This is a genomic window from Micromonospora sp. CPCC 205554 (assembly GCF_036902745.1).
GTDB lineage: Bacteria > Actinomycetota > Actinomycetes > Mycobacteriales > Micromonosporaceae > Micromonospora > Micromonospora tulbaghiae.
Map to the genome: position 1 here is coordinate 311,099 of NZ_JBAKHP010000003.1, position 23,047 is coordinate 334,145.

Here is a 23,047-nt window from a genome sequence, read left to right on the forward strand (position 1 = left end):
GATGCTCGCCCGGTCAGCCTGCGGGCATGGACACGGTGCCGCCCGTCAACCGCAGCGCCAGCCCGACGCTGACCGCCACGGTGTTCAGGGTCAGGTCACCGCCGCCACCCGTCGCCGAGCACGACCCGTCCATCACCGTGGCGCCGCCGGACGTCTTGGCACGCCACCAGCCCGCGTCACCGGCGGCCGCCCCCGCCGCCTGGAGCTGCGGAGTCACCACCAGCGCCGCTGCGCCGTTCGCTGCGGCATCGAACGCCGGGTTGTTGATGGTGAACGTGGCCAGCAACGTCCCGGTCGCGGCGTCAGCGGCGGTGGCCGGCTGCACCCCGGTGCGGATCTCGACGGTGCCGCCGTTGAGCCGCCCACAGACGGCGTCGACGGCGGCGTTACGCGAGGCCGCGGGCAGCCGCACCGCCATGGCTACTTACCGCCGCCGGCGTCGTCGCCAGCGCCGCCGTCTCCCTGGCCGTCGCCGTCTCCCTGGCCGTCCGGATTGCCGGTGCCGCCGTCGTTCTTGCCGCCCGCGGGCGGCTTCGCGCGGCCGCGGCCTCGGGCGGGCGCCTTGCCCGGCGCCTTCCCATCGGCCTCGTCGTCGCCCTCGGGCACCGCGTAGCCCTTGGCGATCAGATCCTTGGCCTCCTTGTCCGGCACCTCGGCGGTCTCGCCGGCGGCGATCGACCGCTCCGGGGTGGCGTAGAGGGTCTTCATCGTGATCCGCATACCGGTGTTCCCCTTTCGCGTGGAAGGCCCGGCCGGTGATCGGCCGGGCCTTCCGGTCAGCGTTGTGTAGTGGATCCGCCAGGCGGTCAGGCCGCCGGGCGCACGCGCGGCTTGCCGCGCACGACCGCCGCGGCGCAGGCCATCGTCGGCGTGGTGCCGGCCTTCGCCGTGATGGACACCCGCAGGTACCGCTTGATGCCCCGGTAGCCGATCTTGAAGACCTGGTTGTGGTTCGCCGACGTCACGACCGGGGCCGTACCGTCCAGGTCGGCGGCCGGGACAGCGGTGAACGCCGCGTTGTCGTCGGAGTGCTGCACCTCGAAGGTCAGCGACGCTCCGGCGCCGGTGATGGCGCCCGCGTCGATGCACACCACCGCCGCGTCGTACCCGGCCAGGTCCACCCCGCTGCCGTTGACCGGGACAGCCGGGTCGGCCTGGTTGGTCGCCTTCAGCGACTGCGCCAGGGCGACGTCGTTCTTCAGGTCACTGCGCATGATCTCGTTTTCCTTCCTCGCCTAAACGCTGGCGATCGTGGCGCTGACCGATGGTGATTCGCCGCCGGTCAGGGAGCTGAGTCTGGCCCGGATGTGCCGGACCACCTGGGTTGCGTGAACGAGGGGCCCGGACGAGCTGCCGCCGGCGTTCAGGAAGAACCACGTTTGTCCGTCGTGGGAACCTTCCAGCGCGACCTGCCACGACGTCGGTGACCCGGTCACGGTCAGGAGCATCGTGTGGTTGCCGAGCGAGGCTTCGAGGTCCCGGGCTACGCCCACCGCCGGGGCGGTCGTAGCCTGGGACAGCGACGTGAACGGCAGCATCAGGCCTTGACCTTGAGGCGCACGAACGCCTCGGCCAGAACCGGCATGCCGTCGACCTCGCGGCGGCCGATGAACCCGACCTGGTTGGCCTCGGCGTACAGCTCCACCAGGCGCTGGATCTCCAGGTTCAGGGCGTCGGCGATGTGGTAGAAGCTGAAGTCGGCGATCATGCCGACGTAGCCGTTGGCGGTGATGGTGTTCGGGGCGTACTCCGACACCACGTAGGGGACCTCGAGGATCGTGTCCGGCTGGTCGGACAGGCCGGCCTTCCAGATGTACTGCCCGTCGGTGGTCTTCAGCTTGCGGATCGTCTTGACCAGGTCGCGGTGGTAGAGCCACCGGGCCCGCCGCCAGTAGGCGGCCTTCAGCGCGTACTTCGCGTCGATCAGCTGATCCGCGACTGTGAAGCTGCCCGCCGCGGTAGGGATGGCGCCACCGGTACCGATCTCCACGTCTCGGGAGGTGGGGATGCCGGCGCTGCTCGCCGTGAACACACCCAGGGGCTTCTTGTTGCCGTCACCGACCATGTACGCCTTCTCCTCGGAGACGGCGAACTTGTAGGCCAGCCGCTCGCGCACCAGGTTCTCCGCCCGGTTCGCGGTCAGCCGCAGCAGCTTGCGGGAGATCTTGGTCCGCTTCGCCAGGGGGTTGGGGGTCAGCTCCCGCTTGCCCAGGCGCAGCGCGTCGTCCTGGCTGCCGGTGCCGACTTCGCTGGTCCACTCGGCGTCGTTCATGTCGGTGTCCAGCGTCGGGATGCCGAGGCTGGCGGCCTCGGTGAGCCGGTGCACGGTGGCCAGGCCGCGCAGCTGCACGGCGTCGTCGACGGCCTGGACCAGCTCGGTGACGAACTGCTGCGGGGCGACCAGGTAGCCGCCCTCCGGGTCCGAACCGGCGATCAGCGTGCGGGACTGCTCCGGCGACAGCGACGCGCGGCCGCCGATCAGGTACTGGCGGAAGGCGCGCATCTGCGCGTCGCCGCTGCCGTCGGGGCCGTTACGCTCCCCGCCGTTGCGGTCGTCGTCGCTGCGGCCGGGCTGGTCGCCGGGCTCGTCGTCGATGCGCCGCTCCTTCGCGCGCAGCTTCTCCTCGCGCTCGATCTGGGCGTCGCAGCCGTCGACCTGCTCCATGAGCCGGTCGAACTTGGACGACTCCTCGGCGGTCAGGTTCCGGCCGCCGTCGTTCTCCGCGGCGGTGAGGATGTCACGGGCCTGCTTCGCGAGGCCCGCGCGCTCCTGCCGCTTGGCGTTGATGTCCACGCCGTGGTCCTTTCTCGGGTGTGGTGACTGCCGCCCGGCAGGGGCGGAGGTGGTGCAGGCCGGCGACGGCGGAGGGCTTCCCGGACCCCGCCGTCGCCGGCGGTCTACAGCGCGCCGGCCATCTGGAGGCGGCGGCGGACGGTGTCCAGGGCGCGGCCGCTGCTCTCGGCGGCCGGCGCTGGCGGAGCGGGGTCGGCCGGGGCGGGCTGGCCGGTGCGGTCGAGCAGCTGCCGCAGCGCGGCGATGCTGTCGGCGTCGAGCCGGTGCAGCAGACCGCGGACGCTGTCGAGCAGCTGCTCGTCGACGGCCAGGGGACCGGCGCGGCCGGACTCGACCACCGCGTTGGCGTCCATCGGCAGCGGCACCGACGACAGCTCGTACAGCTCCCAGTCCACGGCGACGCCGCCGCTCCAGTAGTCCTGGGTCTTCGGGTCCTCCCACTCGACGACCGAGAAGCCGATCGACACGGCGTTGAGGAACCCGTCGCGGTACTTGCGTTCGACGGTGACCGCGAAGTCGTCCTTGCGGTCGAACTCGATGTCGAACATCAGCCGCTTCTTGTCGTCGACCTCGGTCTTGACCGAGCGGCCGATCGGCAGGGAGTCCCGCCCCCAGTAGCGGTGGCCGTAGCCGAAGACGGGGTTCGCGCGGTACCGGTCGAGGCGGGCGCCGTCCATCTTCAGCGAGATGCCGTCGCCCTTCTCGCCCTCGGTCGCGCCGATGAACCGCAGCGGGCCGTCCGGATCCGCGGTGGTGTCGCGGACCATGAACGCCCGGTGGAAGGCCATCTGCTTCAACGGTTCACCTCCGGTCGTGCCTGGCGGTCGCGGGGCGCGGCCGGCTGCTGCCGGTCCGCCCGCGGCCGGCTCTGGCGGCGGCCGCGCACGTCGTCGTCGCGGTCCTGGTCGTGGGTGGGCTGCTCGTCGCTCACGTGGTGTGCTCCGTCGCGTTGCAGGTGCAGCCCGGGTGCACCGGGCAGGCCCGCCCCGGCTGCGGCGGGTCGTTCGGGGCCGGGGCCGGCTGCATGTTCAGCGGCACCAGGTACGTCTCACCCCGGCCGTCGGGCAGCGGGTTTTCGTTCTCCCGCTCGCGGATGTCGTCGCCGGACAGCCAGCCCCAGTTCCGGCCGATCGCGTACGCCTCGTAGCGGGACTTCAGGTCGCCGCGGGTGATCGCGTCGACGATGTGCTCGGCGAAGAACCGCGGCCGTTCCCGCTCGGTGAGCAGCCGCATGTTCGTGTACTGCTCCCAGGTCACCAGCCAGCCGAGCAGGGTGTCCTGGAGGTACTCCAGCGACTGCCACTCGATGTTGCTGAAGGTGGCCCGCTCCAGGTCACCGATCTTGTGCGGGGGCAGGCGCAGCCACCGGCACATCTCGTTGACCTGAAGCTTTCGGGTCTCCAGGAACTGGGCATCCTCCGGCGGGATGCCGATGTCCTGCCACTCCAGGCCCTCTTCGAGGATCGCGACCCGCTGGGCGCGGTCCAGGCCGCGGTGCAGGTTCTCCCAGTCGGCCTGGAGTCGCTTGTGGCCCTCCGGCGACATCTTCTTCGCCGTCTTCAGCACACCGCCCGGGCGGGCGCCGTTGGAGAAGAACGAGTTGCCGAACTGCTCGGTGGCCAGGCCCATCCCGATGGACTGCCGGGCCAGCTTCACCACGCTGTAGCCGCGGATGCCGTCGTAGCCGAGCCCGCCGATCGGCAGGACCTCGTCGGGGAACAGCCGGGTGTAGATGCCGTTGACGTCGTCGGCGTACCGGTAGGTGACCTTCAGCTTCCCCGGGCCGGTGCGCGTGACCTCCGGGGTGATCCGGTCCGGGCGGATCGGCCACACCTCGGTGACCTCACCGCGACCGTTGCGCAGCACGTGCGCGTACCCGGTGCCCCACGTCAGCGCGTGCCCCTGGAGCGTCCGTTTGAACACGACCGGCGGCATGATCGGGTTGGGCTGGTCGTGCAGCACCCGGTAGACCCGGTGCTCCCGGGCCCGCCGCTTGCCCCGATCCAGGCGCTCGTACAGCGGCAGCGGCAGCTTCCCGACGTCGGTGGCGATCGCGTTCACCCCGGCGAAGAACGGGCTGTAGTGCAGCGCCGTGTCCTCCGACACCCACGGCCCGGACGCCGTCGACGAGCCGCCGGTGAACCACTCCTCCACCCACTTCTCCGGGGTGGCCACCCCGGACGCGCCGGTGGAGGACGCCCGCTGCGACAGCACCGAGCGGAAGAAACCCACGGTCAGCTCCCGGCCCCACGCCGCTGCGCGTCCGGCTCACCGGCGGCGGCCGCGGGCAGCGCCGCGGCGATCCCGACGACGAACACCAGCGCGCCGACGACCGACAGCGCCACCCCCAGCGACCACCACAGGGCCAGGCCCACGCCGAGCAGCACCAGCCCGGCCAGCACCACCAGGTCGACCCGGTCGACGCCGGCGGCGACCCGGGCGCCGGCGGACCGGGCCGCGGTGGCCACCAGGCCGTCCCGGCCGGCCGGGACGGCCTCGGTCGTGGTTTCCTCGCTCACAGATCCCTCCCAGGGGTCAGCCGACCGTGGCCAGGCCGCGGTAGTCCAGGACGTCGTCCTCACCGCCGCGCATCTGCCCGTCGATGGCGAAGAACAGCGCCGGCATGCCGTCGATACGCACGTGCTCCTTGCGGCGGTCCGGCTTCACCGGCCGTACCCGGTCCGGATCGTCGGCCGGGCTCTTGCCCTTCAGGTGCTCGGCCATCCACCGGGCCACCGGGTTGCCGCCGTGCGCGTACTCCCGGGCGTGCAGCGCCCGGGTGAACTCCGTCATCGGTCCGGTCATCCGGTCGTAGGTGGTCGACGACTCGTAGCACTCCAGACCGGTGCGCTCCACAATCTCCTGCCGCACCGGCTCACCTGACCACTTGTCGTAGGTGACATCGGCGATCGCGAACTGAGCGTGGTCGTCCTCGATCCCGTCGTAGATCGACGTGTAGTCGATGACGTTGCCCTCGGTCACCGTGATCCACCCGGCGTCGCACCACTGCTGGAACGCCCCGTCGGTGTGCTCCGACAGAGCCGGCACCACCGCCTCGGGCACCCAGAACCGCCACCGGATCGACCCGTCGTCGAACAGCAACGCCCACGCCGTCAGGTCCAGCTTGCTCGACAGGTCCAGACCGGCCCAGCACTTGCGGCCGGCCAGCTGCCCGTCACGCCACGCCGGGTTGGCCGCCAGCTCGCCCGCGTTGGCGTCCCACAGGTCCAGCGGGATGTACCGATACAGCTGCTGGACGCGCTGGTTGAGCTGGAACTGGCGGAACGCCTTCTCCTTCGCGGCGTTCGTCTTCGCCGCCAGCGCGTGCCGGCGCAGCGCCTCCCGGCTCTTGAACTGATCCAGGGCCGGGTTGGCCCACTTCCAGTTCCGCTCGTCCCACGGATCGGTCGATACCGGCAGGTGCGGGTGGCCCTTGAAGACGCGGTGCAGCCGCGCCAGCTCCTGCGCGGTGGCCGGGGCCTTGCGGATGAAGGTGAACACGTGCGGCGCGCGGCGCGGGTCCTCCTGGACCTTCTCCGCCTCGTCGATCAGCGACGCACCGAACGAGTGGGGCTCGTCGGTCTCCGTGGAGGTGGCGAACAGCAGTTCCTGCTCGCGGGCGCCGTCGGCGGTGTCCATCGCTTCCCACAGCGACCCGTCCGGCTGCGACAGCACCTCGTCCAGGTTGAAGCCGTGCGGGTTGTGGCCCAGCTCGCCCTTCGCGTCGGAGGTGATGACCTCGTAGATCGACCCGGACTTCTCGTCGACCAGCCGGCGTTCGTTCTTGTAGTACTTCAGGCGCCGCGCCAGCACCGGGGACAGTTGCACCATCCGCAGCGCCGGACCGAACACCTTCTCGGCCTGCTTGGTGTCCTTGGCCGCGTTGTAGACCTCGGCGGCTTCCTCGTCGTCGCCGACGAACAGCAGCAGCTGGATGGCCGCGGCGATCTCGCTCTTGCCGTTCTTGCGGCCGACGATGATGAACGCCCGCCGGTAGCGGCGCACGTACCGCTGCCACTCCGTCGACCAGATCACCTCGCCGAACAGCGGCCGGATGATCTCGTGTTCCTGCCAGGTCCGCAGCACGAACGGCTTGCGCCGGTACGGGCCCTTGATGTGGCGCAGCAGCTCGGCCGGGAACGCCACCGCACGGTCCGCCCGCGGCTGGCAGTAGTGGGCACCCTTCTTCGCGCAGCTGGTGTCCCGGAACGTGTACGCGCAGACCGGGCCCTTGCGGTCACGCGGCCGCCACCGCTTGTCGTGATCCGGGATCGGATCGTCGACCGGACCCGGTCGGGCCCGCGACCGCGACCGCGGCGCGCTAGCCGGTGAGGAGGTCCTCGTGCGGGTCACGCCGGCCATCCCCACCCGTCAGCTGCGCCCGGTCCGATGGCGTCAGCCCGAACCGCGCCGCCCAGCTCTGCAGCTGCCGGTCGGCCTGGCCGAGCACCACCGTCCACGGGTTCCGGGTGACCCGGTGGCCGGTCTGCTTGCCGTTCTTGTCGAACACCGGCAGCTGCACGACCTCGCCCTCGGTGGCGAGCGCCGCGGCGGCCTTGCGTCGGCGCGCGGCGGCGTCGCACGTCACCGCGAACGCCTCCACGTCCCAGGCCGTCAGCACGCCCTTCCGGATCAGGTCCGGGGCGTACTCCTCCCAGATCGCCACCGCCTCGTCGCCCAGCCACGCCGGCGGCTCGATCTCCCGCGCCGCCGGCGACGGCACCGGCTCGTCGGTGTTCACCCGGTCGGCCCGGGTGCCCCGGACCAGCTTCAGCGCGGTCGGCGCCGGCTTCGGACCACGACTACCCACTGTGGACACCTCCCCGGATACGGCGAATGTCGAAACTCGTCAGCGTGAAAAGGCACCTCAGCGCGGGGTAGACGGGCCTTCACCAGCAGAGATTCGACCCGCCCCTCCCACCGGGGCATCGACACTGACCGAACGGATGCCCGGCTCGCCGACCCAGTCGTCCGCGAGCAGGGGCACGGGCGGTGTGTAGACCGCCATCGTCGCGACGTTCGCCACCAGCACCACCGTGACGCCGGGCAGCTGCGCCTCCAGCTGTTTCCTCGCCTGGTGCGCCACCTCGTTGGACGGGTTGCCCGCCAGTCCGATCACGAGGCTGTCACCAGGCTGAACCACCAGGCCCGAGCACGGCAGCATCGTGATCGACTGCTCGGCCGGCACCAGCGGATGAGTCATGGTCGCCTCCTGTTCCAGCCGCCCGGCTGACGCTTCGCCTTGTCCACCCGATCGCAGGGCTGGCACAACCCACGACCCCGATCCGGATCGTTCGCGTCCAGCCCCCGCACCACCAGCTCCCGGCGGCTCAACGGCCAGTGGTCAGCCACCACACTCGGCCGCGCCTCGCACAACACGCAGACCGGATCGCGGGCCAGCACGGCCGTGCGGAAGACGTCGCGGTGCTGCTGGTCGTAGCCCCGATCGGACGGGCTGCCCCGACGCTGATCCGCGGCCCGAGCCAGCCGGGCCCGGCAGCCCGGGCACTTCCCGCCGTCATCACCGGGCCTGCCCCGGCAGCCCGTGGTCGTGCACCGCCTCGGCGCCCGGGTCGGCATCCACTCACCCCCGCACACGACGAACGCCCCGGACGGAAGGCCGGGGCGTTCGCCGGGCCGGGCTGGTGCCCGGCACTGTCATGCGCCGTACGCGCAAACGGTAGATCGTGGCGCAGGACAGAATCCTGCACCGCGATCATGCATCGGAATCGGACATTTGCGCAAGCGGCTCGCGGACGCGCGCCGTAGATCACTCGTTGCTGCGGCCAGACCGGGCGGGTCATCGCCGCTCGGGATGGTGGAGCGTCCAGTGCGGGTCGAAGTCGCGGGTCCAGCCGGGCCAGCGGTCGCGGCGGGCGCAGGGCATGTTGACGGTGCTCGGGTCGCAGCAGCCGTGGCTGCGCTCGACGCCGTAGCTGTTGATCTCGACGCCGCCGCAGATGCAGCACAGCCAGGCGGGAATGACCGTGCCGGGCGGCGTGAAGTCAGCGAGGTAGCGTGGCAGAGTGATCCAGCCGCGCTGGTGCTGCCCCGGACTGAGGGTGTGGCGTACGCCGAGGATGCGCGCGGCGGCGAAGACGTCGAGCGCGAGCTGCTGGGTGGTCATTCGCCCTCTCGTACCGACCACGCGCCGCCTCGGCCGGCGTACCCGGACCGAACCCGCTCGGCCTGGACGGCCCGGCTGTTGGTCTGCGCCTCGATGTGCTGCGCGAGCACGCGGATGCTGCCGTCGCTGTCGTCCCAGATCGACAGGCAGCCGGCGCAGTACGCCGCCTTCCGGGCGACGTTGACGCGCAGGGTGTCCCGCCGGCCGCACGTCAGCACCGGGCACGTCGCCCGCGGCCGGTACGGCTCGGTGATCCATCCGATGAGGGCCTGCGCCCGGACGTGCCACCGTCGCATCGCCCCGGCGAGCGCGGCCGCCACGGTGTCGTCCAGGACGCGGGGCTCGGCGGCCGCCGCGGCGAGCTGCCGGACGGTGGCCTGGACGGTGTCGCGGTGGGCGAGCTCCAGGTTGGCCGTCCACCGGGCCGCGTCGGTGCTGATCGTGGAGTGCAGCGCGAGGGCCTCCCAGGTGCCGGGTGGCCGGGACTGCGGGACCGGGCGGGCGCCGTGGACGTCGTCGGGTGAGGTGATGCCGTACGCGGCCGCCTCGGCGAGCTGGACGAGCAGCCCGTCCTGCTCGGTGGAGTGGACGCCGGTGAGCTTGATCCGGCCGCCCCGGGTCTTCGTGTAGGCGGGGGTCTGGGTGCGGTAGGTGTCGGCCAGCTCGTGGGCGTAGCCGGCGATCTCGGCGACGACCAGGTGGCGGGTCATCCGGCTTCGCCTTCAGGGGCGGCGACCTGGAGCCAGTCGGTCTGGACACGGCCGTGCCCGTCGACCCAGGCTCGGCACGTGGCGGCGCAGCCGGTGGTGTCCGTCCGGATGCCGCACTCCACCAGCTCGTACCGGTCGAGGGACGGCCCCCAGGCGATGACGCCCTGCCCGAGGTGCCGGCAGTCGGTGTGAGGACAGGGGCCGACGATCGGGGCGGGGCCCTCGCCCTCGAACCAGTGGATCTCTCCAGGGTGGTCCAGATGTGGTTCAGCCATGGTGGTGGTCCTCGGGTCGCGGTGGAGTGGGCGGGGGGCCGGGTCGTGCGCGGCGGGCCCGTCGTCCCCGTTTGCGGTTGGTCGGGAGGGAGGGGTCGGGAGCGCCCGACCCGACCCGTCCCGTCCCGACCCGACCCGGGGCCCTAGCCGTTGGAGGCTTGGGTCCTGACGATCCGGCCGGTTTCCGGCCGGGGTCCGGCCGGGGGTGTTGATCTTGCTTGCGCGGTGTGGCGGTGGTGCCGTCGCGCGGTGCGCGGTGTCCCGGGTCGGCGGCCGGGGTCGCGCGGGTAGCGCGGTGTCCCGGCGGTGGCGCCGGGGTCGCGCTGGTGGTGCGAGCGCGGTGTCCCGGGGCCGGGGTCGCGCTGGGTGCCGGGCGGCTGGCTGCCGCCCGGTGGGTGCGGGTGGGCGTGGTCCGGCCGGGTGCCGGGTCGCCGGTGGCGTGGTCCGGCTGGCTGCCGGGTCGCCTGGTCGGGGTGGGCGCGGGGTCCGGCTGGTCGTCGGGTCGCGCGTCGATGCGGGGGCCGCCGGGCGGTACCGGGGGCCGCGGTCCGGTACTCAGGGGCACCTGGTGGCCGTGGTTGGCGAGGTGCTCCACGGTGGTCTTGCCGTAGTAGGGGCTGGTGGGTGCGGGCAGGGTGTGCCAGCGGTTGGGCTGGGGGTCCTGGCCGCGGCGGCCGTTGCACTGGTTGCAGCAGACCACCAGGTCGTCGGGGCCGCGGGCGGCCTGGCCGGGGTGGCGATGGTCGTAGGTGCCGGCGAGCCCGCCGGTGCGGGCGTCCCAGTTGACGATGCGGCCGCAGTAGCGGCAGGCGTCACCGTCGCGGAGCCGGACCGGGACGGTCAGGATCGGGTTGCCGTTGTCGTTCTTGCGTTGGCGCTCCCAGGCGATCTCGGCCTTGAGTCGGATGTGGAACAGGTGCTCGGAGTCGTCGGCGAGCAGCCAGCCGCCGTCGACGCGGGTCCAGATGCCGGCGCGCTCGACCCACCGGGCGAGGTGCTGCCACTGCGGGCCGCCGTAGAGGGCGACCGTGGCGTCGGGCACCACGTAGTCGGTTTCCTGGGCGGCGGAGTAGGTGGCGCAGAGCCAGGCGAGGCCGGCGATGGCGGGCAGGCGCAGGTCCCAGCCGTCCAGGTCGTCGTCGGGGCCGCGTTGCCAGGCCAGCGGGGCCAGCACGCGCGGGTTCATCCCGGACGTGTCGCTGGACTTGAGCCAGGTCACCCAGCCACCGCCTTAGTGATCAACATCTATGGTTCTCCCGGTAGCACTCGGCGCGGCCACCGCGCTGGGTGGCCGCGCCGAGGTTGAGCAGACGGCGGAACGGCAGACGCGCCGCTACACCGGATCGTCAGGAGGCCGCGGCTGCTTCGGTGGCAAGCAGGGCGTCTGGTCCATGCCGGTGTTACGGCAGTTGACGCAGCCGGGTCCGGGTGTCTGGTAGTCGGGTGAGCAGCCGAGGCAGACGTGGGTGTAGAACGGCCGCTGGCAGCGCGAGCACGGGCCGCCGCCGGTCGCCGCCGCACGGATCTCCCACGGCTGCTGGACGGGTTTCGACACCAGCTGCCGGAGCTTCAGCCGGTCCGCGATCGCGGCCGCGGCCGCGTCGAACTCTGCGCGCGACTCGATCGTCCGAACATCGACCGAGAGCAGCAGACCCGAGTCGCAGTCGCGCACCTCCAGCCGCATCGAGTAGCAGTCAGCCACGGCTGTCCTCCTCGGCGGCGTCGTTCTCCATCCGCCGGTCGATGGCCTCCACCGCGGCGACCGCCACCGCGGCGAGCTGCACCCACTCGGCGCGCAACGTGGCCGGGTCGCTGGTGGTGGCCTCCAAGACCTCGGCCATCTCCTCGATGGCGATGCCGACCCAGGTGGGTCCGCGGTGGCCTGCCTCGTGCTGGCAGTTGTAGCGAGCGCGGGAGGCCACCGGAATCTCGTAGAAGTCAGAGAGTCGCCGCGCTACCTCTGTCGGCTCGCCCCACCACTCGCCAGGCCCGTCCGTGAGCCGGCGAAGGATGTCGGGATCCGCGTCGGGGTGGTTCTGCTGGCCCCACTTAGCGTCCTGCCGCCCTCGCTCGGCGAGCACTTCGGCCAGCACGCCGTAGGTGGGCGAGAGCGAGGCCATCAGGCACCTGCCTCGGCGCGGGCGGTGGCCTCCATGTCGCGGACCTGGGCTAGGACCTGCTCGCCGCGCTCGGTCAGCTGGTAGAGGCGCACGCCGTATCGGTCGGCCTCGCCCTCGTCGGTCTCGCTCTCGTCGGCCAACTGCACGAGGCGCATGCGCTTGAGCGGCTGGAGGCGCTGCGTGGCCCGCTTCAGGGCGACGGGCGGGCCGGGGTCCCGCTCGAAGTCCGGCCGGGTGTAGCGGGGGTCCATGTGGACGCGGTTCTGCTCGACGGCGACCAGTAGCTGCACCTGGTCGGTGTCCAGGGTGATCTCCATCAGGGTGTCTCCGTTCGTGCGAGGTCAGGCGGCGTTGGTGGTGGTGCCGCCGTCGAGCACCACCAGGTGCCCGCGGCGGCGCGGCGGGGACGGCGGGGTGGCCAGGTCGACGCCGGGCCGGACGAGCGGCTCCGGGACGACCGGTGGCAGTTGGCGCGGCCCGTACCGCTCCACCAGCAGCTCGTCGAGCAGCTCGTCGCGGGTCACCGCGGGCCGCCGGTCGGGGCGCGTGGCGGGCAGGCCGGGCAGTCGCGCTTCGCGTAGCGGTATGGCTGACCCGACCAGGTCTCCCACACCGTGGTCCCGCAGATGTGCGGGTTCTCGGCGGCGGTGACCGGGCGGCCCAGCGCGGCGCTGGCCACCAGCCACGTACCGCGACGGGCGAGCAGCGGGGCGGTCATGGGCTGGCTGTTGCGGTCAGGTCGGTGGCGGCCATGCGGCGCAGCATCAGCAGTGTCCGCTCCGCGTTGCCCGGGTCGAGCGCGCTGCGCAGCTCCAGTCGTGGATCGTCGACGTCGACCTCCCCTCGCCAGCAGGTCGCCCGTCGCCACAGGGCGTCGGGATTCCCGCCGATGTACGCGGGCGGCCAGAGCCGAGGCCGGTCGACGTCGTAGAGCCGCCACAGCGAGTCGATCTCGCCGCCGGACCAGGTGACGATCACCGGCTCGGTCAGCAGCCGCCGCATCGGTCCGGCGAGCCCGGCCGGGTCCACCGCGTCGTCCGGGACCGCGCGCACGCGCGGGCCGGCGAGGCGGAGCGTGGCGTCGACCAGGCGGGTGCCGGTGGTGTCGACCGCGTCAACGCGCGCGGCGATCGGCTCCGGGTTGCGGCGGCCGGCCGGGCTCGGCGGCCGGGTGATCTGCCGGACGCGCACCACGACCGCCGGCGGCGCGTCTGGGGCGAGCAGGTCGGCGGCCCACAGCACGGCGTCGATCCGGCCAGCCGCCGCAGCCGCTACGGCCGAGCGCAGCCGCTGGATCCGGGCGCAGGCAGGGCACCAGTGACGGTCGCCGTCACCGGCGATCGTCGGCCGGTCCGGCCGGGCCCCGCACCCGTCGCACACCCGGCCGGCGCCGCCGCGGCGGCGGGCTGCCTCCAGCTGCGCCAGGCTCGCCGGCGACGGCACGGACTCCTGCCACGCGTACAGCGGCACCGTGGTCTTCCTGTCCCGCCAGTCCCGGATCACCACGTGCGCGGCCACCGGCCCTCCGGGCTGGCGGGGCAGGTCCAGGTCCGCCAGCTGCGTCTTGGTGTAGAGGCCGTCCGGCACGTCCCGCCAGCGCTCGTACATAGGCAGGTCAGGCATCCTCGTCCTCCTCGATGAGCGCGCCGTCGATCGCCGCGCCGCGGCGCAGGCCGTCCTGGACGCCGGCGGCGTACTGGCGGGAGAGCCGGGCCGGGAGGATGCCGAGCGCGCAGAGCACGTCTAGGGCCTCGTCGACGCCGGGAACCCACATCGACGTGTCGGCGATGACGTACCGGTCGGAGCGGTAGGACAGGCTGATCTCTCCGTCGTCGTTCCAATCGATCTCGACGTGCTCTACCTGGTCGGCCGAGCCGCTGGATCCGCGCGGTGCGCGGGGAGCGGTCTCGCCGAGGTACTCGCGGCCGAGCACCCGGGGCACACCGCGGCTCGGCGCGTTGCCGAACTTCGGGTGCCGGGCCAGGCCGGCGCGGGCCCAGTCGAACGCGGCGCGGAGCCGTCCGATCTGGTCGACGGTCAGCCGCGGCTCGTCGACGGGGGTTACCCCCGCCCCACCGGCCAGGGAAGCGGCCGGCGGGGCGGGAGCTGGAGCGGACTCACTGACGGCGACGCTCCTGGTATCACCGTCGGTCTCAGCCGCTCCATCCGCCGGCGGGAACCTGTCGCCGGCGGCCGTCTCGGTGGCGCTTGCCGGGGCGGAGTCGCGACGCTCCGCCCCGGCTTCCCGCGAGGCCCGGGGGTCGTGGGTCTCGTCGGCCGGCCCCGCGTGGACCGGTTCACCCGCCGCGAAACGGGTGGTCTCCTCCTGCGGCCAGCAGATCGGGCACCAGGTCGCCTGCCAGCGGTCGGCCGCCTGCTCGGCGGCCAGCGTCAGCCCGGTCCGGGTCGCCCGGCTGCACCGGGTCAACATCGACGACTTGATCGCATGGGCGGCGATGCCCTTACGCGCGGCCGCGACCCACACCCGCTCGCCGGGCTCCGGACCGGCCGCGGGCGGCGGCGCGGCGGGCGTCGGCCGGGTCGGCGCGTACGCCTTGCCGTCCGCGCCGCGCACCACGGCAGGTGATGCAGATGCATCACCTCGGGCCAGGTCCCGCTGCACGGTCGACTGGTCGACGCCGAGGACCGTGCCGATCGCCCGCTGGGCCATGCCCGCCAGGCGCAGCTCCGCGACGGCACGCTGCCGATGCTCGACCGGCAGGCGCAGCCGCTCGGCGCCGAACTCGCCGTCGACGTACGCCTGCCAGTCCGCGTACCCGAGGACCTGCCAGTCGCGGCGCTCCCAGGCAAGAGCGATCTCGGCGAGGGTCTCCAGGTAGTTGTGGATCCCGGCGCGGATCCGCTCCGCGCGCTCGCGGGCGGCCGGCTCGGTGGACCGCTCGGTCAGCTCGTCGACGGTCACCGCGCTGCCCTCCGGGCCGCCCGTGCCGTGCGGCGGCGCGCGCCGGCCTCGGTCCACGCGTAGCCGTGGCGCACGCCGTTGTCCGCGGCGATGACGGCCCAATGCCATCTGGGCTGCCACCACCGGCGGTGGGCGACCCGCTTCGGCTGGAAATCGAACACCGGAGCGGGCGGCAGCGCGGCCAGCGTGGCCGGCGGCGGTGCGGCGGCCGTGGTCGGTGGCCGGGCGTCGAGCACCTCGACGACGCGCTCGACCGTGGGGAGCGCGGCCGGCGCGGGCTGCTCCGCGGCGGCCTCGGTGCTGGTGCTGGTGCTGCGCCAGGGCCTCGGGTTGTGGCACTGCACGCCGTCCGGGTGCACGATCACGGCGTTGCGGTTTACCAGCGCCACGTAGCCGTGCGAACACACCGGCAGGGGCCGCCGCAGTGGCGGCAGCTGGCCGAGGCGCTCGCGCTGGCCCGGCCGGCCGTCCGGGTACGTGGCGTAGCCGGGCCGGCTGGCGGTCGCCGCGCGCCACTCGTCGTCGGTCAGGCGCTCACCCATCGGTACGCACCTCCTCCTGGTCGACGCGGTCGCCGAGCAGGAACCGGTCGCCGAGGTCGTTGATGCCGCACTCGTAGCGGCCGGGCGGGGCCGGCGGGCAGTCGAGCGAGGCCATCTCGGCCTCGCCCACCCGGTTCACCGGGCAGTTGAACAGGTCCGGCCGGCACGACAGCGGGTGCTGGATGGTCCAGCCGTCGGCCCGGATCTCGATGACGTGCGTCTCCGAGCTGGCCGCGTCGGCCGCCCGGATGATCTCCTCGGCCAACTCCCAGTAGAAGCGCGGCCCCGGGAAGGCTGCGCGCCGTAGCTTGCTGTCGTCGGGCCAGCCCATCACGGTAAGGACCGCGCGGACGCGGGCCGGGTCGACGGGGGTCGGGGTTTCGTCGCTCACCGGTATCACTCCTCCGGGTCGTGCTCGCCGAGGATCGCGGCGTCGCGGGCCTGAGCGGCCGCGGCGAGCGCGGGCGAGATGCGGGGCTGCGGGACGGGCGGGGGCGGCGGCGGGCGGTGGGCCGCGTCGTCCGCCGTGCCCGGGCGGCGGCAGTTGCGGCAGATCTCCTTGCCGCGCCAGTCGGCGCCGAGGTCCGGGTCCGGATCGAACGTCGGGCAGGGCCGCGGCGCCGGGGTGATCTTCGCGGCGCTCACTGCGGACCGTCCTCGTCGTCGGTGTCGAGCAGGTCCGGGCCGTCCTGGCCAGCCGGACCACGCTGCCCGGACAGGCCGGGCAGCGTGGCCGGCGCGGGCTGCGGCGGGCGGATCTTCGCCTCGCAGACCGGGCCGATGCCCCGGGCGCGGCTGGCTGCCGTGCGGAGGCGGCGCCCGCACTCGGAGCAGCGCGGGGGCTCACCCATCGGTGGTCCTCGTCCGGGCCAGCCGGTCGTCGCCGGCGGGGCGGGGGATGCGGGCGGTGGTCTCGCTGGCGCCGGCGACGATCGCCCGGACGCGGCCCTGGATGTCCGGGGGCACCCAGCAGCCGGAGAAGTCGAGCGGGTCGCCGGTGGCGTAGGCGTCGAGCAGCCGGTGCGCGTACGCCGGGGTGAGCGGCGGCGCAGCGGTTACCTCCAGGGCGAGACCGTCGGGGCGGACGTTGTCCCAGATCTGTCCGGCGTCGCGCATCAGCCGGGCGAGGTGGACCGGGTCAGCGCACTCCCGGGCGAGCGCGATCAGGGCGCGGAAGGCGCGGCCGTGGCGCTCGTCGTCGTCGAGCTGGCGGCTGCGGTGGGCGAGGCTGGCCAGGATCGCGCCGACGATGAGGCCGGCGGCCAAGACGGCGACGATGGTCCCGGCGGTGATGGTCAGGTCGATCACGAGGTCTCCCGGAGGTCGGCGGGCAGCAGCCGCGCGAGGGTGCGGCAGGCCCGGTACGTGATGGCCTTGACGGCGCCCTCGTTCTTGCCGACCGCGGCGGCGGTCTCGGCGACGGAGAGGCCGTGGAGGAACCGCAGGACGATCACGTCCTGCTGCTCGACCGTCAGGGTCTTGACGGCGGTGAGCAGCTCCACGTTGACGAGGTGCGCGACCGTGGCCCCGGCCGGATCCCCTTCGAGGCTGCGGTCGTAGCGGTCCATGCCGGAATCGGGGTCGTGCACGTCGGCGGTGATGTACTCCCGCCGGTAGCGGCCGGACTTGTAGTGGTCGGCCACGATGTTGCGGGCGATCGTGACGAACCACGCGCCGATGTCGCGGCCCTGCCACTGCACGGTCTCGATCCGGCGCAGCGCCCGGATGAACGTCTCGGACGTGAGGTCCTCGGCGAACAACCGGTTGCCGCTGCGGAAGTAGATGAAGCGGAAGACGACGTCGCGGTAGCGGGCGTAGAGATGCCCGAACGCTTCCCGGTCACCGGCCTGCGCCGCGGTCACCAGGTGCCACGTGGCCTCCGGATCCTGCTCGGCGCGCGGCGGGCCCGGCTGGGCCGGCACCCGCGCCAGCGTCGGCGCGGTCACCACACACCCGCCGGCAGCAGCACGTCCCACCGGTTGAGCCGGAACATCTCGTGGTCGTCGTTGGCGTCCGGCCACAAGTCCACCGCGTCGGGCAGCTCGGCCGGGTCCAGCGCCGGCGGCCGCCGCCGGGCCTCCGCCCGAGCACGGCGCTCGGCCGCGCGGCGGACCTCCTGCCGGCGGCCGTACCAGGCGAGCGCGGCCACGACGGCGGTGATCAGCGCCAGGCCGGCGACCTCACCCGCGGCCTCGCGGATGCCCGTGGCGATGCCCGCCAGGATCTCGGCGGCCATCACTCGTCGCCGTCCGCGTCGTCGGGCTGCGGCTCCCGGTGGACCAGCTCCAGCGGGCCGTACTGGCTGAGCAGCTTGTCCGGGGCGATGCGCTGCTCGCGGTAGAGGTGCGGCGTCTCCCGCGCCGGTGCCATCACCAGCCGGGCGCTCTCGAAGACGCGGCCGTCGTCGCCGACCCGGGCGGCCTTCAGCGTCGCGAACCACAGGTCGGCGCCGGAGTCGCGCCACAGGTCACCGAGGACCGGCGGCCATTCCGCCGGCGCCACCCGCTCGACGGTCACGTCCTGGTGGTGCAGCGGGATCTCGTACTGGGCCCCGTCGTCGCCCGAGACGCGGATCCAGTTGCCGGACTGACCGACTTGCAGAACCGTTGCCTGGCGGATGGCGATCGCCACCAGGTCGCCCGGCACGTACGTCGGACGCTCCGCCGCCGTCATGCCGCCACCGCCGAGGTGCGCTCGGCGGCGCCCAGCGACACGTTGAAACCGCGCCACGCGATCCGGGCCGCGGTGAAGTGCCACCGGCGGCCCTCCGGGCCGTCCTGGTGGGTCTCCCGGACGTCGCCGGCGTTGCCGTGCCGCTCCGCCCAGGCGATCACCTCGGCGGCCGTGTCGAACAGCAGCGACACCCGGTTGTCGCCGTGGACCGTCACCGTCTCGGGCGCGGGCAGCGCGGCCTGGTCCACGGCGTAGCACTCGCGGCTGATCGCCCGGAGGATCCCGGCGCGGGCGATCCGGAGCACGGCGTCCTGCCCGGCGGCGTCGGCCATAGCGCGGTCGACGTGCGGGAGCTGCGCCACCTCGGGCGCGGGCTGTACGTTGGACATCTCGACCAGTTCCTTCCTGAGTGGGTTGGTGCGGGTACGGGATTCCGGGGTCACGGCCGTTCCAGCGGGCGTGACCCCTTCGTTGCGCTTGGGCTTGGCGGGCTTGGCGGGCTGAGCCGGTTTGGCCGGCGGCCGAGTGTCGGCCGGCCGGGCCGGGCCTGGCTTGGTGCCCGCGGCGAGCGACACCCCGGTCATGCGGCATCACCGCGAGCGCCGGACTCCAGCCAGGCGTCGACGTCCGCCAGGCGGTACTTGACCCGGCCGCCGACCTTGCAGCTCTTCGGACCGACGCCCTTGGCCCGCCAGTTGTAGAGCGTCTGCGGGTTGATGCCGAGGTACTCCGCGACCTCGGTCACCGACGCCATGCGCTCACGGCGGGGCGCGGTCGTCTTCGGCATCTCAGGCCGCCTGGTCGGCGCGCGCCGAGACGACCTCGAAGAGGTCGTTCAGGGTCGGACGCAGGTTGTACTCGGCCAGCCGGTCGGCGTGCTGACCCAGCGCCGCCACGGTCTGGGCCATGAACCGCTCGCCGATGATGCCCTCGCGAGCACGGCGCACGGTCTTCGGCCAGACGCCGATCAGCTTGGCGCGGGTGGTGTCGTTGCCGTAACCGAGCAGGCTTGTCATGGCGTCGAACTGCTCTTCCCGCAGCCGGATCGCGGCTTGCGCGCCCTGCTCCGTGGCATCCATGTCCTGACTCATGAGGGCACTCTAAACAGGGCATGCATGCCCTGTCCAGTGCACCGGCAGAATTCGTTCGCGCCATTTACAGGGCATGCGTGCCCCGCTACTGTTCCCCACATGTCCAGTCATCGACGCATGACGATCACCCGGCCGGAGAGCCCAGGAGTGAAAGCGGGCGCGCACGCCCGGACACGTCCGCCCATTTCTAAGGGCATACGTGTCCGGTATCGTGCTTCTATGCGCCGAGGAGGAGTCGACCGTGCGGCATGGGCCGGCATCGTCAATGCCGCGCTCGACACCATCCCGCGCCGCAACAAGGCACAGTTCGCCCGCGACGTCGGCGTCGACATCAAGACCGTCCGTCGCTGGCTGGACCAAGAGGTCGACGTCAGCGAGGAAAGCGTCCGCGAGGTGGCCAAGGTCTTCGACCTGAATACGACGCAGCTGCTCATCGACGTCGGCTTCTATAGCCACGACGATCTGGGCGTGGCTGCCCCAAGCGATCTGCCCGCCGAGGACGAAGAGTCGATCCGCATGATCATGGCCTCGGATCTGCCCGAGGATGTGAAGGCCGACCTGGTCGGTGAGATCCGCCGGCTCCAGCAGCAGCACGTCGACGAGCGGGCCTCGTTCGCCGAGCGGCTGCTGGCAATGGCTCGCCGGGTCGCGCGGACCACCTGACCGAACGGGGGAGCGGCGTGCCCGTCGACGACCTCTGGTACCTCACCAAGCGCGGCCCCAATGACGAGCGCCTGCGCTCGGCCCGGTACGGCCGCGGCAAGCGCTGGCGCGTCCGCTACATCGACGACGAGGGCCGGCCCAAGGCGCTGCTGTTCGAGCGCAAGGCCGACGCAGACGCGCACGACGCCCGGATGCGCGCCGACGTCAGCCGCGGCGTCTACATCGACCCGACCGCCGGCAAGGTCACCGTCGCGAACTACTTCGCCGAGTGGCGCAAGCTCCAGCTGCACGCCGACTCCACCGAGATCAAGACCGAGTGGGCACACCGGCTGCACATCGCGCCCACCCCGCTCGGCCGGATGGCGATCGCGCAGGCCCGCCGCAGCCACGTCCAGGCGTGGGTGCTCGACCGCGCCAAGGTGCTGGAGCCGTCGTCTCTGCACCCGGTCTACGCCTACCTGGCCGGCATGTTCCGCGCCGCCGTCCTCGACCGGGTCATCGGCCACTCGCCATGCCAGGGCATCACCCTGCCCGAGCTGGTCGTCGCCAAGCGGTACATCGCCACCACCGACGAGGTCCACGCCCTGGCCGACGGCTTCGCCCCGGCCGGCCGGCCGTACGCGCAGGGCGGGCACTACCGCGCGCAGGTGTACGTCGCCGCCGGCACGGGCCTGCGGCAGGGCGAGATCTGGGGCCTGGAGCTGGAGCACGTCGACTTCCTGCGCCGGCGCATCCACGTCGTGCAGCAGCTCAAGGTGGTCTCAGGGCGCAAGCCGTTCCTCGCGCCGCCGAAGACGTCGACCAGCGTCCGGGACCTGGACCTGCCCGACGTCACCGCCGAGGCGCTCGCCGAGCACCTGAAGCGGTACCCGATCCGGGAGGTGGAGGTCGACGACCTCACCGACCCGCGCCGCCCACGCACCCGGCTGGCGAAGCTCGTCTTCCTGAACGCCGGCGGGAAGCCGATCCACCGCGGCAGCTTCAGCAAGCCGTGGCGGCGCGCCGTGGCGGCGGCCGGGCTGCCCGAGGACTACACCATGCACGCCCTACGGCACTACTTCGCCACCCTGCTGATCGCCGCCGGCGCGAGCGTCACCACCGTGCAGCTCGCGCTCGGGCACGCCAACCCGACCATCACGCTCAACACCTACGCCGGGCTATGGCCCGAGGCGACCGAGCAGGTGCGGACGCTCGTCGACGCCGCGCTCAAGCGACCGGCCGGCCAACGCAGATCTATGGGCTAAAGAACTGAATCCGATATACCTCGAATGTCAATCTCGCGTTTTGCGCCATAATGCGTGTTTGCCCACTCGGGCGTGCATCGCTGTTTCGAATATGCGACGCTGCGGTCGTGGGGACCGAACTGCAAGTGACGCTCGACAGCGGCCACGCCGCAGTCGACGCGCGCAGTGCGCTGCTGCGGCTCGAAGGCCTCCTCGACCTCCTCGCTGAGCTTGAAGCAGGCGAGCGAATCGAGGACGCCGCCGGCCGCCGGCGACCCGCCCCGCGAAGCCGCTGGACCTTCTCCGACCTCGGCCTCGGCAGCATCCGGGCCGCGCTTGCGCCGCTCGAACCCCGCCCGGGCGGATCCTTCGACGCAATGGATGAAGTGCCCGTTCGTGCCGTCGACGGCTTCCTCCAGGCGGAAGAGGAGGAGATCGTCCCGGACGGCTGGAGTGTCACCGCGGCGCGCAAGGCCCGAGCGCTCACCCGGCACTTCGGTGTGACCGAGCAGTCCGGCATGCGACTCTCGCTCATCGTCGATGGCCTGCCGAAGAAGACGATCCTCGTAACGCGGCGCTCATCCGTGCACCTCACGCGCGCGCTCCAGATCCGCCGCGAGTCGATCGGCTCGGTGACCGGGCGCATCGACAGCATGAGCGTCCACAAGAAGCCGTACGCAGGCCTCTGGGCCAAGCGCGGCGGACGCCGTATCCAGGTAGACCTGCCCAGCGACGACCTCGTCGACGTCGCGCGGGACGCACTCGGCAAAGACGTGACCGTTCGTGGACGGATTCGACGCAACGACGCGGGACAGATCCTGCTGCTGCGGGCCTCCAGCATCGAGCCCCTCCCAGAGGCTACGGAGCCACTGGTCGAGCTGGCTGGCGCGTTCCCGGACCTGACCGGCGGTCAAGACCCTGTCACCTACCTGGAGGGCCTACGTGGGTCGGCCTAACACCCCCGAGACCGTCTACCTTGACTCCTGCGCCTTCCTCTACGTCCTGAACGGCACCAAGGGCTTCGAGCCGGTCGCTGACCTCCTGCGGATCGCCGACGCCGGGCAAGTGACGATCCTGACGTCACCGCTGATCCTGGTCGAGGTCCGCGGAGCCGAACGGTCTGCGGCCTTCGACGTCAGCCGGGAGAACTATGTTCGGCGGCTCATCGACAACCCGCGCCTGCTCCTCGTTGAGTTCGACCGGACAGTCGCGCTCAAGGCCCGGGATCTGACCTGGCGTTACCAGTTGAAGCCAGCAGACGCCATCCACCTTGCCTCAGCAGTGGTGGGCGGGGCCGATGCGTTCATGACCTTCGACGGCGACTTCCCGTGCGGCACCAACGTAGAGGGTGTCTGGGTGGACAAGCCCTACAAGCATGGCGGCCCGGACCTTTTCGACTCGAACTGAGCCCGCCGCCCGCCCGAGCCTGCTCCCCCCGGTTCAGCTCGGCCGAGGGCCGAGCGCCAGGATCGCCCTCGCCATGCTCGGGCACGACATCACGTACTTCGGGTCGCACGCGCAGATACTGTCGTGCGCCCGCCTGGCCGCGTCGAGAACCCTGGCGCGAGCGCTGCCGGGAGTGCTCGCCGTTGGCGGCGTCGGCTCGACGACAGGAGGGCGCGGGCCCTGCGAGCGGCGCCAGTCGAACCACGCCTCGCGCACGGCCTGGCCGGGGTTGCAGAAGCCCCACCACATGCCCTCGGCGTACTCACGGACGAGCGACGGCGCTCGGTGCCGACCGGCGGATCTGTTCCAAGTTGTACCCGCCGTGTTCCCAACGATCTTGGCGGCGTGTCGCCGCAGGTAGATGGTGCTGATGACCGGCTCCTCGCCGGCAGGTCCCGTGCCGGCGACCCGCACCCACTCTCCGAAACTCAGATGCGCCGTCGATGTCCGCGTGCCTATC

38 protein-coding genes are annotated in these 23,047 nt (G+C 72.4%); 4 read left to right on the forward strand and 34 right to left on the reverse strand.

Translation table 11 applies throughout. The annotated features are described in order from the left end of the window. Positions 1-13: 13 nt before the first annotated feature. From V6U82_RS07355 to V6U82_RS07520, 34 genes are all read right to left on the reverse strand, one after another. Positions 14-412, reverse strand: a complete 399-nt coding sequence (locus tag V6U82_RS07355) for a hypothetical protein (protein ID WP_334459986.1) — start codon at positions 410-412, stop codon at positions 14-16. Positions 413-420: 8 nt separating this feature from the next. Beyond that, positions 421-720, reverse strand: coding sequence for a hypothetical protein (locus tag V6U82_RS07360; RefSeq protein WP_334459989.1), 300 nt, complete (start codon positions 718-720; stop codon positions 421-423). An 86-nt stretch (positions 721-806) separates the two neighbouring features. Next, positions 807-1,214: a hypothetical protein gene (locus tag V6U82_RS07365; protein WP_030270622.1), complete on the reverse strand. Its 408-nt coding sequence runs from the start codon at positions 1,212-1,214 to the stop codon at positions 807-809. 21 nt (positions 1,215-1,235) lie between these two features. After that, positions 1,236-1,538: a hypothetical protein gene (locus V6U82_RS07370; RefSeq protein ID WP_030270624.1), complete on the reverse strand. Its 303-nt coding sequence runs from the start codon at positions 1,536-1,538 to the stop codon at positions 1,236-1,238. After that, positions 1,538-2,794 (reverse strand): phage major capsid protein, encoded by a 1,257-nt coding sequence (locus tag V6U82_RS07375; protein WP_334459993.1) that lies wholly within the window; start codon positions 2,792-2,794, stop codon positions 1,538-1,540. Before V6U82_RS07375 ends, V6U82_RS07370 begins: the two co-directional genes overlap by 1 nt. A gap of 104 nt (positions 2,795-2,898) precedes the next feature. Then, positions 2,899-3,591 (reverse strand): hypothetical protein, encoded by a 693-nt coding sequence (locus tag V6U82_RS07380; RefSeq protein WP_334459996.1) that lies wholly within the window; start codon positions 3,589-3,591, stop codon positions 2,899-2,901. Continuing rightward, positions 3,588-3,725, reverse strand: a complete 138-nt coding sequence (locus tag V6U82_RS07385; protein WP_334459998.1) for a hypothetical protein — start codon at positions 3,723-3,725, stop codon at positions 3,588-3,590. Before V6U82_RS07385 ends, V6U82_RS07380 begins: the two co-directional genes overlap by 4 nt. Further along, a complete protein-coding gene (locus V6U82_RS07390; protein ID WP_334460001.1) occupies positions 3,722-5,026 on the reverse strand; it encodes a phage portal protein in 1,305 nt (434 codons plus the stop codon). The genes V6U82_RS07385 and V6U82_RS07390 overlap by 4 nt, the downstream gene beginning before the upstream one ends. Positions 5,027-5,028: 2 nt before the next feature. Beyond that, positions 5,029-5,313 carry a hypothetical protein gene (locus tag V6U82_RS07395; RefSeq protein WP_334460003.1) on the reverse strand — a complete coding sequence of 95 codons (285 nt, stop codon included), beginning with the start codon at positions 5,311-5,313 and terminating at the stop codon, positions 5,029-5,031. A 16-nt stretch (positions 5,314-5,329) separates the two neighbouring features. Beyond that, a complete protein-coding gene (locus tag V6U82_RS07400) occupies positions 5,330-7,147 on the reverse strand; it encodes a terminase large subunit (protein ID WP_334460006.1) in 1,818 nt (605 codons plus the stop codon). Beyond that, the gene (locus V6U82_RS07405) at positions 7,116-7,604 is read right to left on the reverse strand and encodes a phage terminase small subunit P27 family (protein WP_334460008.1); all 489 of its coding nucleotides are present in this window, start codon (positions 7,602-7,604) and stop codon (positions 7,116-7,118) included. Before V6U82_RS07405 ends, V6U82_RS07400 begins: the two co-directional genes overlap by 32 nt. Positions 7,605-7,661: 57 nt before the next feature. Further along, entirely contained in the window at positions 7,662-7,997 is a 336-nt protein-coding gene (locus V6U82_RS07410; RefSeq protein WP_334460011.1) for a hypothetical protein, read from the reverse strand. 597 nt (positions 7,998-8,594) lie between these two features. Further along, complete coding sequence (locus V6U82_RS07415) at positions 8,595-8,921, reverse strand: hypothetical protein (protein ID WP_334460013.1); 327 nt, start codon at positions 8,919-8,921, stop codon at positions 8,595-8,597. Beyond that, entirely contained in the window at positions 8,918-9,631 is a 714-nt protein-coding gene (locus tag V6U82_RS07420; protein ID WP_334460015.1) for a DUF7341 domain-containing protein, read from the reverse strand. The genes V6U82_RS07415 and V6U82_RS07420 overlap by 4 nt, the downstream gene beginning before the upstream one ends. After that, positions 9,628-9,906 carry a hypothetical protein gene (locus V6U82_RS07425; RefSeq protein WP_334460017.1) on the reverse strand — a complete coding sequence of 93 codons (279 nt, stop codon included), beginning with the start codon at positions 9,904-9,906 and terminating at the stop codon, positions 9,628-9,630. Before V6U82_RS07425 ends, V6U82_RS07420 begins: the two co-directional genes overlap by 4 nt. Beyond that, the gene (locus tag V6U82_RS07430; RefSeq protein ID WP_334460019.1) at positions 9,899-11,125 is read right to left on the reverse strand and encodes an HNH endonuclease; all 1,227 of its coding nucleotides are present in this window, start codon (positions 11,123-11,125) and stop codon (positions 9,899-9,901) included. Before V6U82_RS07430 ends, V6U82_RS07425 begins: the two co-directional genes overlap by 8 nt. Positions 11,126-11,239: 114 nt before the next feature. Then, the gene (locus tag V6U82_RS07435; RefSeq protein WP_334460022.1) at positions 11,240-11,608 is read right to left on the reverse strand and encodes a hypothetical protein; all 369 of its coding nucleotides are present in this window, start codon (positions 11,606-11,608) and stop codon (positions 11,240-11,242) included. Then, entirely contained in the window at positions 11,601-12,026 is a 426-nt protein-coding gene (locus V6U82_RS07440) for a hypothetical protein (protein WP_334460024.1), read from the reverse strand. Before V6U82_RS07440 ends, V6U82_RS07435 begins: the two co-directional genes overlap by 8 nt. Further along, positions 12,026-12,343, reverse strand: a complete 318-nt coding sequence (locus V6U82_RS07445) for a hypothetical protein (protein WP_334460026.1) — start codon at positions 12,341-12,343, stop codon at positions 12,026-12,028. Before V6U82_RS07445 ends, V6U82_RS07440 begins: the two co-directional genes overlap by 1 nt. 24 nt (positions 12,344-12,367) lie before the next feature. After that, on the reverse strand, positions 12,368-12,550 hold the full coding sequence (locus V6U82_RS07450) for a hypothetical protein (RefSeq protein WP_334460028.1): 183 nt from the start codon (positions 12,548-12,550) through the stop codon (positions 12,368-12,370). Continuing rightward, entirely contained in the window at positions 12,547-12,744 is a 198-nt protein-coding gene (locus tag V6U82_RS07455) for a hypothetical protein (protein ID WP_334460030.1), read from the reverse strand. The genes V6U82_RS07450 and V6U82_RS07455 overlap by 4 nt, the downstream gene beginning before the upstream one ends. Further along, positions 12,741-13,649: a hypothetical protein gene (locus V6U82_RS07460; protein ID WP_334460032.1), complete on the reverse strand. Its 909-nt coding sequence runs from the start codon at positions 13,647-13,649 to the stop codon at positions 12,741-12,743. Before V6U82_RS07460 ends, V6U82_RS07455 begins: the two co-directional genes overlap by 4 nt. Beyond that, on the reverse strand, positions 13,642-14,949 hold the full coding sequence (locus tag V6U82_RS07465) for a helix-turn-helix domain-containing protein (protein WP_334460034.1): 1,308 nt from the start codon (positions 14,947-14,949) through the stop codon (positions 13,642-13,644). The genes V6U82_RS07460 and V6U82_RS07465 overlap by 8 nt, the downstream gene beginning before the upstream one ends. Next, positions 14,946-15,491 carry a hypothetical protein gene (locus tag V6U82_RS07470; RefSeq protein ID WP_334460036.1) on the reverse strand — a complete coding sequence of 182 codons (546 nt, stop codon included), beginning with the start codon at positions 15,489-15,491 and terminating at the stop codon, positions 14,946-14,948. The genes V6U82_RS07465 and V6U82_RS07470 overlap by 4 nt, the downstream gene beginning before the upstream one ends. Next, positions 15,484-15,882, reverse strand: a complete 399-nt coding sequence (locus V6U82_RS07475; protein ID WP_334460037.1) for a DUF6085 family protein — start codon at positions 15,880-15,882, stop codon at positions 15,484-15,486. The genes V6U82_RS07470 and V6U82_RS07475 overlap by 8 nt, the downstream gene beginning before the upstream one ends. A gap of 5 nt (positions 15,883-15,887) precedes the next feature. After that, a complete protein-coding gene (locus tag V6U82_RS07480; protein ID WP_334460038.1) occupies positions 15,888-16,136 on the reverse strand; it encodes a hypothetical protein in 249 nt (82 codons plus the stop codon). Beyond that, a complete protein-coding gene (locus tag V6U82_RS07485; RefSeq protein ID WP_334460039.1) occupies positions 16,133-16,342 on the reverse strand; it encodes a DUF6011 domain-containing protein in 210 nt (69 codons plus the stop codon). The genes V6U82_RS07480 and V6U82_RS07485 overlap by 4 nt, the downstream gene beginning before the upstream one ends. Then, positions 16,335-16,799, reverse strand: a complete 465-nt coding sequence (locus tag V6U82_RS07490; protein WP_334460041.1) for a hypothetical protein — start codon at positions 16,797-16,799, stop codon at positions 16,335-16,337. The genes V6U82_RS07485 and V6U82_RS07490 overlap by 8 nt, the downstream gene beginning before the upstream one ends. Beyond that, positions 16,796-17,437 carry a sigma-70 family RNA polymerase sigma factor gene (locus V6U82_RS07495; RefSeq protein WP_442933426.1) on the reverse strand — a complete coding sequence of 214 codons (642 nt, stop codon included), beginning with the start codon at positions 17,435-17,437 and terminating at the stop codon, positions 16,796-16,798. Before V6U82_RS07495 ends, V6U82_RS07490 begins: the two co-directional genes overlap by 4 nt. Beyond that, the gene (locus V6U82_RS07500; RefSeq protein WP_334460043.1) at positions 17,434-17,727 is read right to left on the reverse strand and encodes a hypothetical protein; all 294 of its coding nucleotides are present in this window, start codon (positions 17,725-17,727) and stop codon (positions 17,434-17,436) included. The genes V6U82_RS07495 and V6U82_RS07500 overlap by 4 nt, the downstream gene beginning before the upstream one ends. Then, the gene (locus V6U82_RS07505; RefSeq protein ID WP_334460046.1) at positions 17,727-18,164 is read right to left on the reverse strand and encodes a hypothetical protein; all 438 of its coding nucleotides are present in this window, start codon (positions 18,162-18,164) and stop codon (positions 17,727-17,729) included. The genes V6U82_RS07500 and V6U82_RS07505 overlap by 1 nt, the downstream gene beginning before the upstream one ends. Then, on the reverse strand, positions 18,161-18,553 hold the full coding sequence (locus V6U82_RS07510) for a hypothetical protein (protein ID WP_334460047.1): 393 nt from the start codon (positions 18,551-18,553) through the stop codon (positions 18,161-18,163). The genes V6U82_RS07505 and V6U82_RS07510 overlap by 4 nt, the downstream gene beginning before the upstream one ends. A 191-nt stretch (positions 18,554-18,744) precedes the next feature. Beyond that, positions 18,745-18,951: a helix-turn-helix transcriptional regulator gene (locus tag V6U82_RS07515; RefSeq protein WP_334460048.1), complete on the reverse strand. Its 207-nt coding sequence runs from the start codon at positions 18,949-18,951 to the stop codon at positions 18,745-18,747. Between the two features lies 1 nt (position 18,952). Further along, positions 18,953-19,255, reverse strand: a complete 303-nt coding sequence (locus V6U82_RS07520) for a hypothetical protein (protein ID WP_152748242.1) — start codon at positions 19,253-19,255, stop codon at positions 18,953-18,955. Positions 19,256-19,474: 219 nt separating this feature from the next. On the opposite strand from V6U82_RS07520, the gene V6U82_RS07525 reads away from it, so the two are divergent. The 4 genes from V6U82_RS07525 to V6U82_RS07540 all read left to right on the forward strand — a co-directional run bounded on the left by V6U82_RS07525 (position 19,475) and on the right by V6U82_RS07540 (position 22,548). Continuing rightward, positions 19,475-19,918 carry a hypothetical protein gene (locus V6U82_RS07525; protein WP_334460049.1) on the forward strand — a complete coding sequence of 148 codons (444 nt, stop codon included), beginning with the start codon at positions 19,475-19,477 and terminating at the stop codon, positions 19,916-19,918. Between the two features lie 17 nt (positions 19,919-19,935). Next, the gene (locus V6U82_RS07530) at positions 19,936-21,162 is read left to right on the forward strand and encodes a tyrosine-type recombinase/integrase (RefSeq protein WP_334460051.1); all 1,227 of its coding nucleotides are present in this window, start codon (positions 19,936-19,938) and stop codon (positions 21,160-21,162) included. 107 nt (positions 21,163-21,269) lie between these two features. Beyond that, positions 21,270-22,097, forward strand: coding sequence for a hypothetical protein (locus tag V6U82_RS07535; protein WP_334460053.1), 828 nt, complete (start codon positions 21,270-21,272; stop codon positions 22,095-22,097). Further along, on the forward strand, positions 22,084-22,548 hold the full coding sequence (locus tag V6U82_RS07540) for a type II toxin-antitoxin system VapC family toxin (protein ID WP_334460056.1): 465 nt from the start codon (positions 22,084-22,086) through the stop codon (positions 22,546-22,548). Before V6U82_RS07535 ends, V6U82_RS07540 begins: the two co-directional genes overlap by 14 nt. The last annotated feature ends 499 nt before the right edge of the window (positions 22,549-23,047 follow it).

Excerpts from the sequence above, each read along its gene's own strand:
- V6U82_RS07360 (WP_334459989.1), bottom strand. The coding sequence starts at position 720 with ATGCGGATCACGATGAAGACCCTCTACGCCACCCCGGAGCGGTCGATC.
- V6U82_RS07365 (WP_030270622.1), bottom strand. The coding sequence starts at position 1,214 with ATGCGCAGTGACCTGAAGAACGACGTCGCCCTGGCGCAGTCGCTGAAG.
- V6U82_RS07370 (WP_030270624.1), bottom strand. The coding sequence starts at position 1,538 with ATGCTGCCGTTCACGTCGCTGTCCCAGGCTACGACCGCCCCGGCGGTG.
- V6U82_RS07410 (WP_334460011.1), bottom strand. The coding sequence starts at position 7,997 with ATGACTCATCCGCTGGTGCCGGCCGAGCAGTCGATCACGATGCTGCCG.
- V6U82_RS07415 (WP_334460013.1), bottom strand. The coding sequence starts at position 8,921 with ATGACCACCCAGCAGCTCGCGCTCGACGTCTTCGCCGCCGCGCGCATC.
- V6U82_RS07420 (WP_334460015.1), bottom strand. The coding sequence starts at position 9,631 with ATGACCCGCCACCTGGTCGTCGCCGAGATCGCCGGCTACGCCCACGAG.
- V6U82_RS07425 (WP_334460017.1), bottom strand. The coding sequence starts at position 9,906 with ATGGCTGAACCACATCTGGACCACCCTGGAGAGATCCACTGGTTCGAG.
- V6U82_RS07440 (WP_334460024.1), bottom strand. The coding sequence starts at position 12,026 with ATGGCCTCGCTCTCGCCCACCTACGGCGTGCTGGCCGAAGTGCTCGCC.
- V6U82_RS07445 (WP_334460026.1), bottom strand. The coding sequence starts at position 12,343 with ATGGAGATCACCCTGGACACCGACCAGGTGCAGCTACTGGTCGCCGTC.
- V6U82_RS07455 (WP_334460030.1), bottom strand. The coding sequence starts at position 12,744 with ATGACCGCCCCGCTGCTCGCCCGTCGCGGTACGTGGCTGGTGGCCAGC.
- V6U82_RS07460 (WP_334460032.1), bottom strand. The coding sequence starts at position 13,649 with ATGCCTGACCTGCCTATGTACGAGCGCTGGCGGGACGTGCCGGACGGC.
- V6U82_RS07470 (WP_334460036.1), bottom strand. The coding sequence starts at position 15,491 with ATGGGTGAGCGCCTGACCGACGACGAGTGGCGCGCGGCGACCGCCAGC.
- V6U82_RS07485 (WP_334460039.1), bottom strand. The coding sequence starts at position 16,342 with ATGGGTGAGCCCCCGCGCTGCTCCGAGTGCGGGCGCCGCCTCCGCACG.
- V6U82_RS07500 (WP_334460043.1), bottom strand. The coding sequence starts at position 17,727 with ATGGCCGCCGAGATCCTGGCGGGCATCGCCACGGGCATCCGCGAGGCC.
- V6U82_RS07505 (WP_334460046.1), bottom strand. The coding sequence starts at position 18,164 with ATGACGGCGGCGGAGCGTCCGACGTACGTGCCGGGCGACCTGGTGGCG.
- V6U82_RS07510 (WP_334460047.1), bottom strand. The coding sequence starts at position 18,553 with ATGTCCAACGTACAGCCCGCGCCCGAGGTGGCGCAGCTCCCGCACGTC.
- V6U82_RS07515 (WP_334460048.1), bottom strand. The coding sequence starts at position 18,951 with ATGCCGAAGACGACCGCGCCCCGCCGTGAGCGCATGGCGTCGGTGACC.
- V6U82_RS07520 (WP_152748242.1), bottom strand. The coding sequence starts at position 19,255 with ATGAGTCAGGACATGGATGCCACGGAGCAGGGCGCGCAAGCCGCGATC.
- V6U82_RS07525 (WP_334460049.1), top strand. The coding sequence starts at position 19,475 with ATGCGCCGAGGAGGAGTCGACCGTGCGGCATGGGCCGGCATCGTCAAT.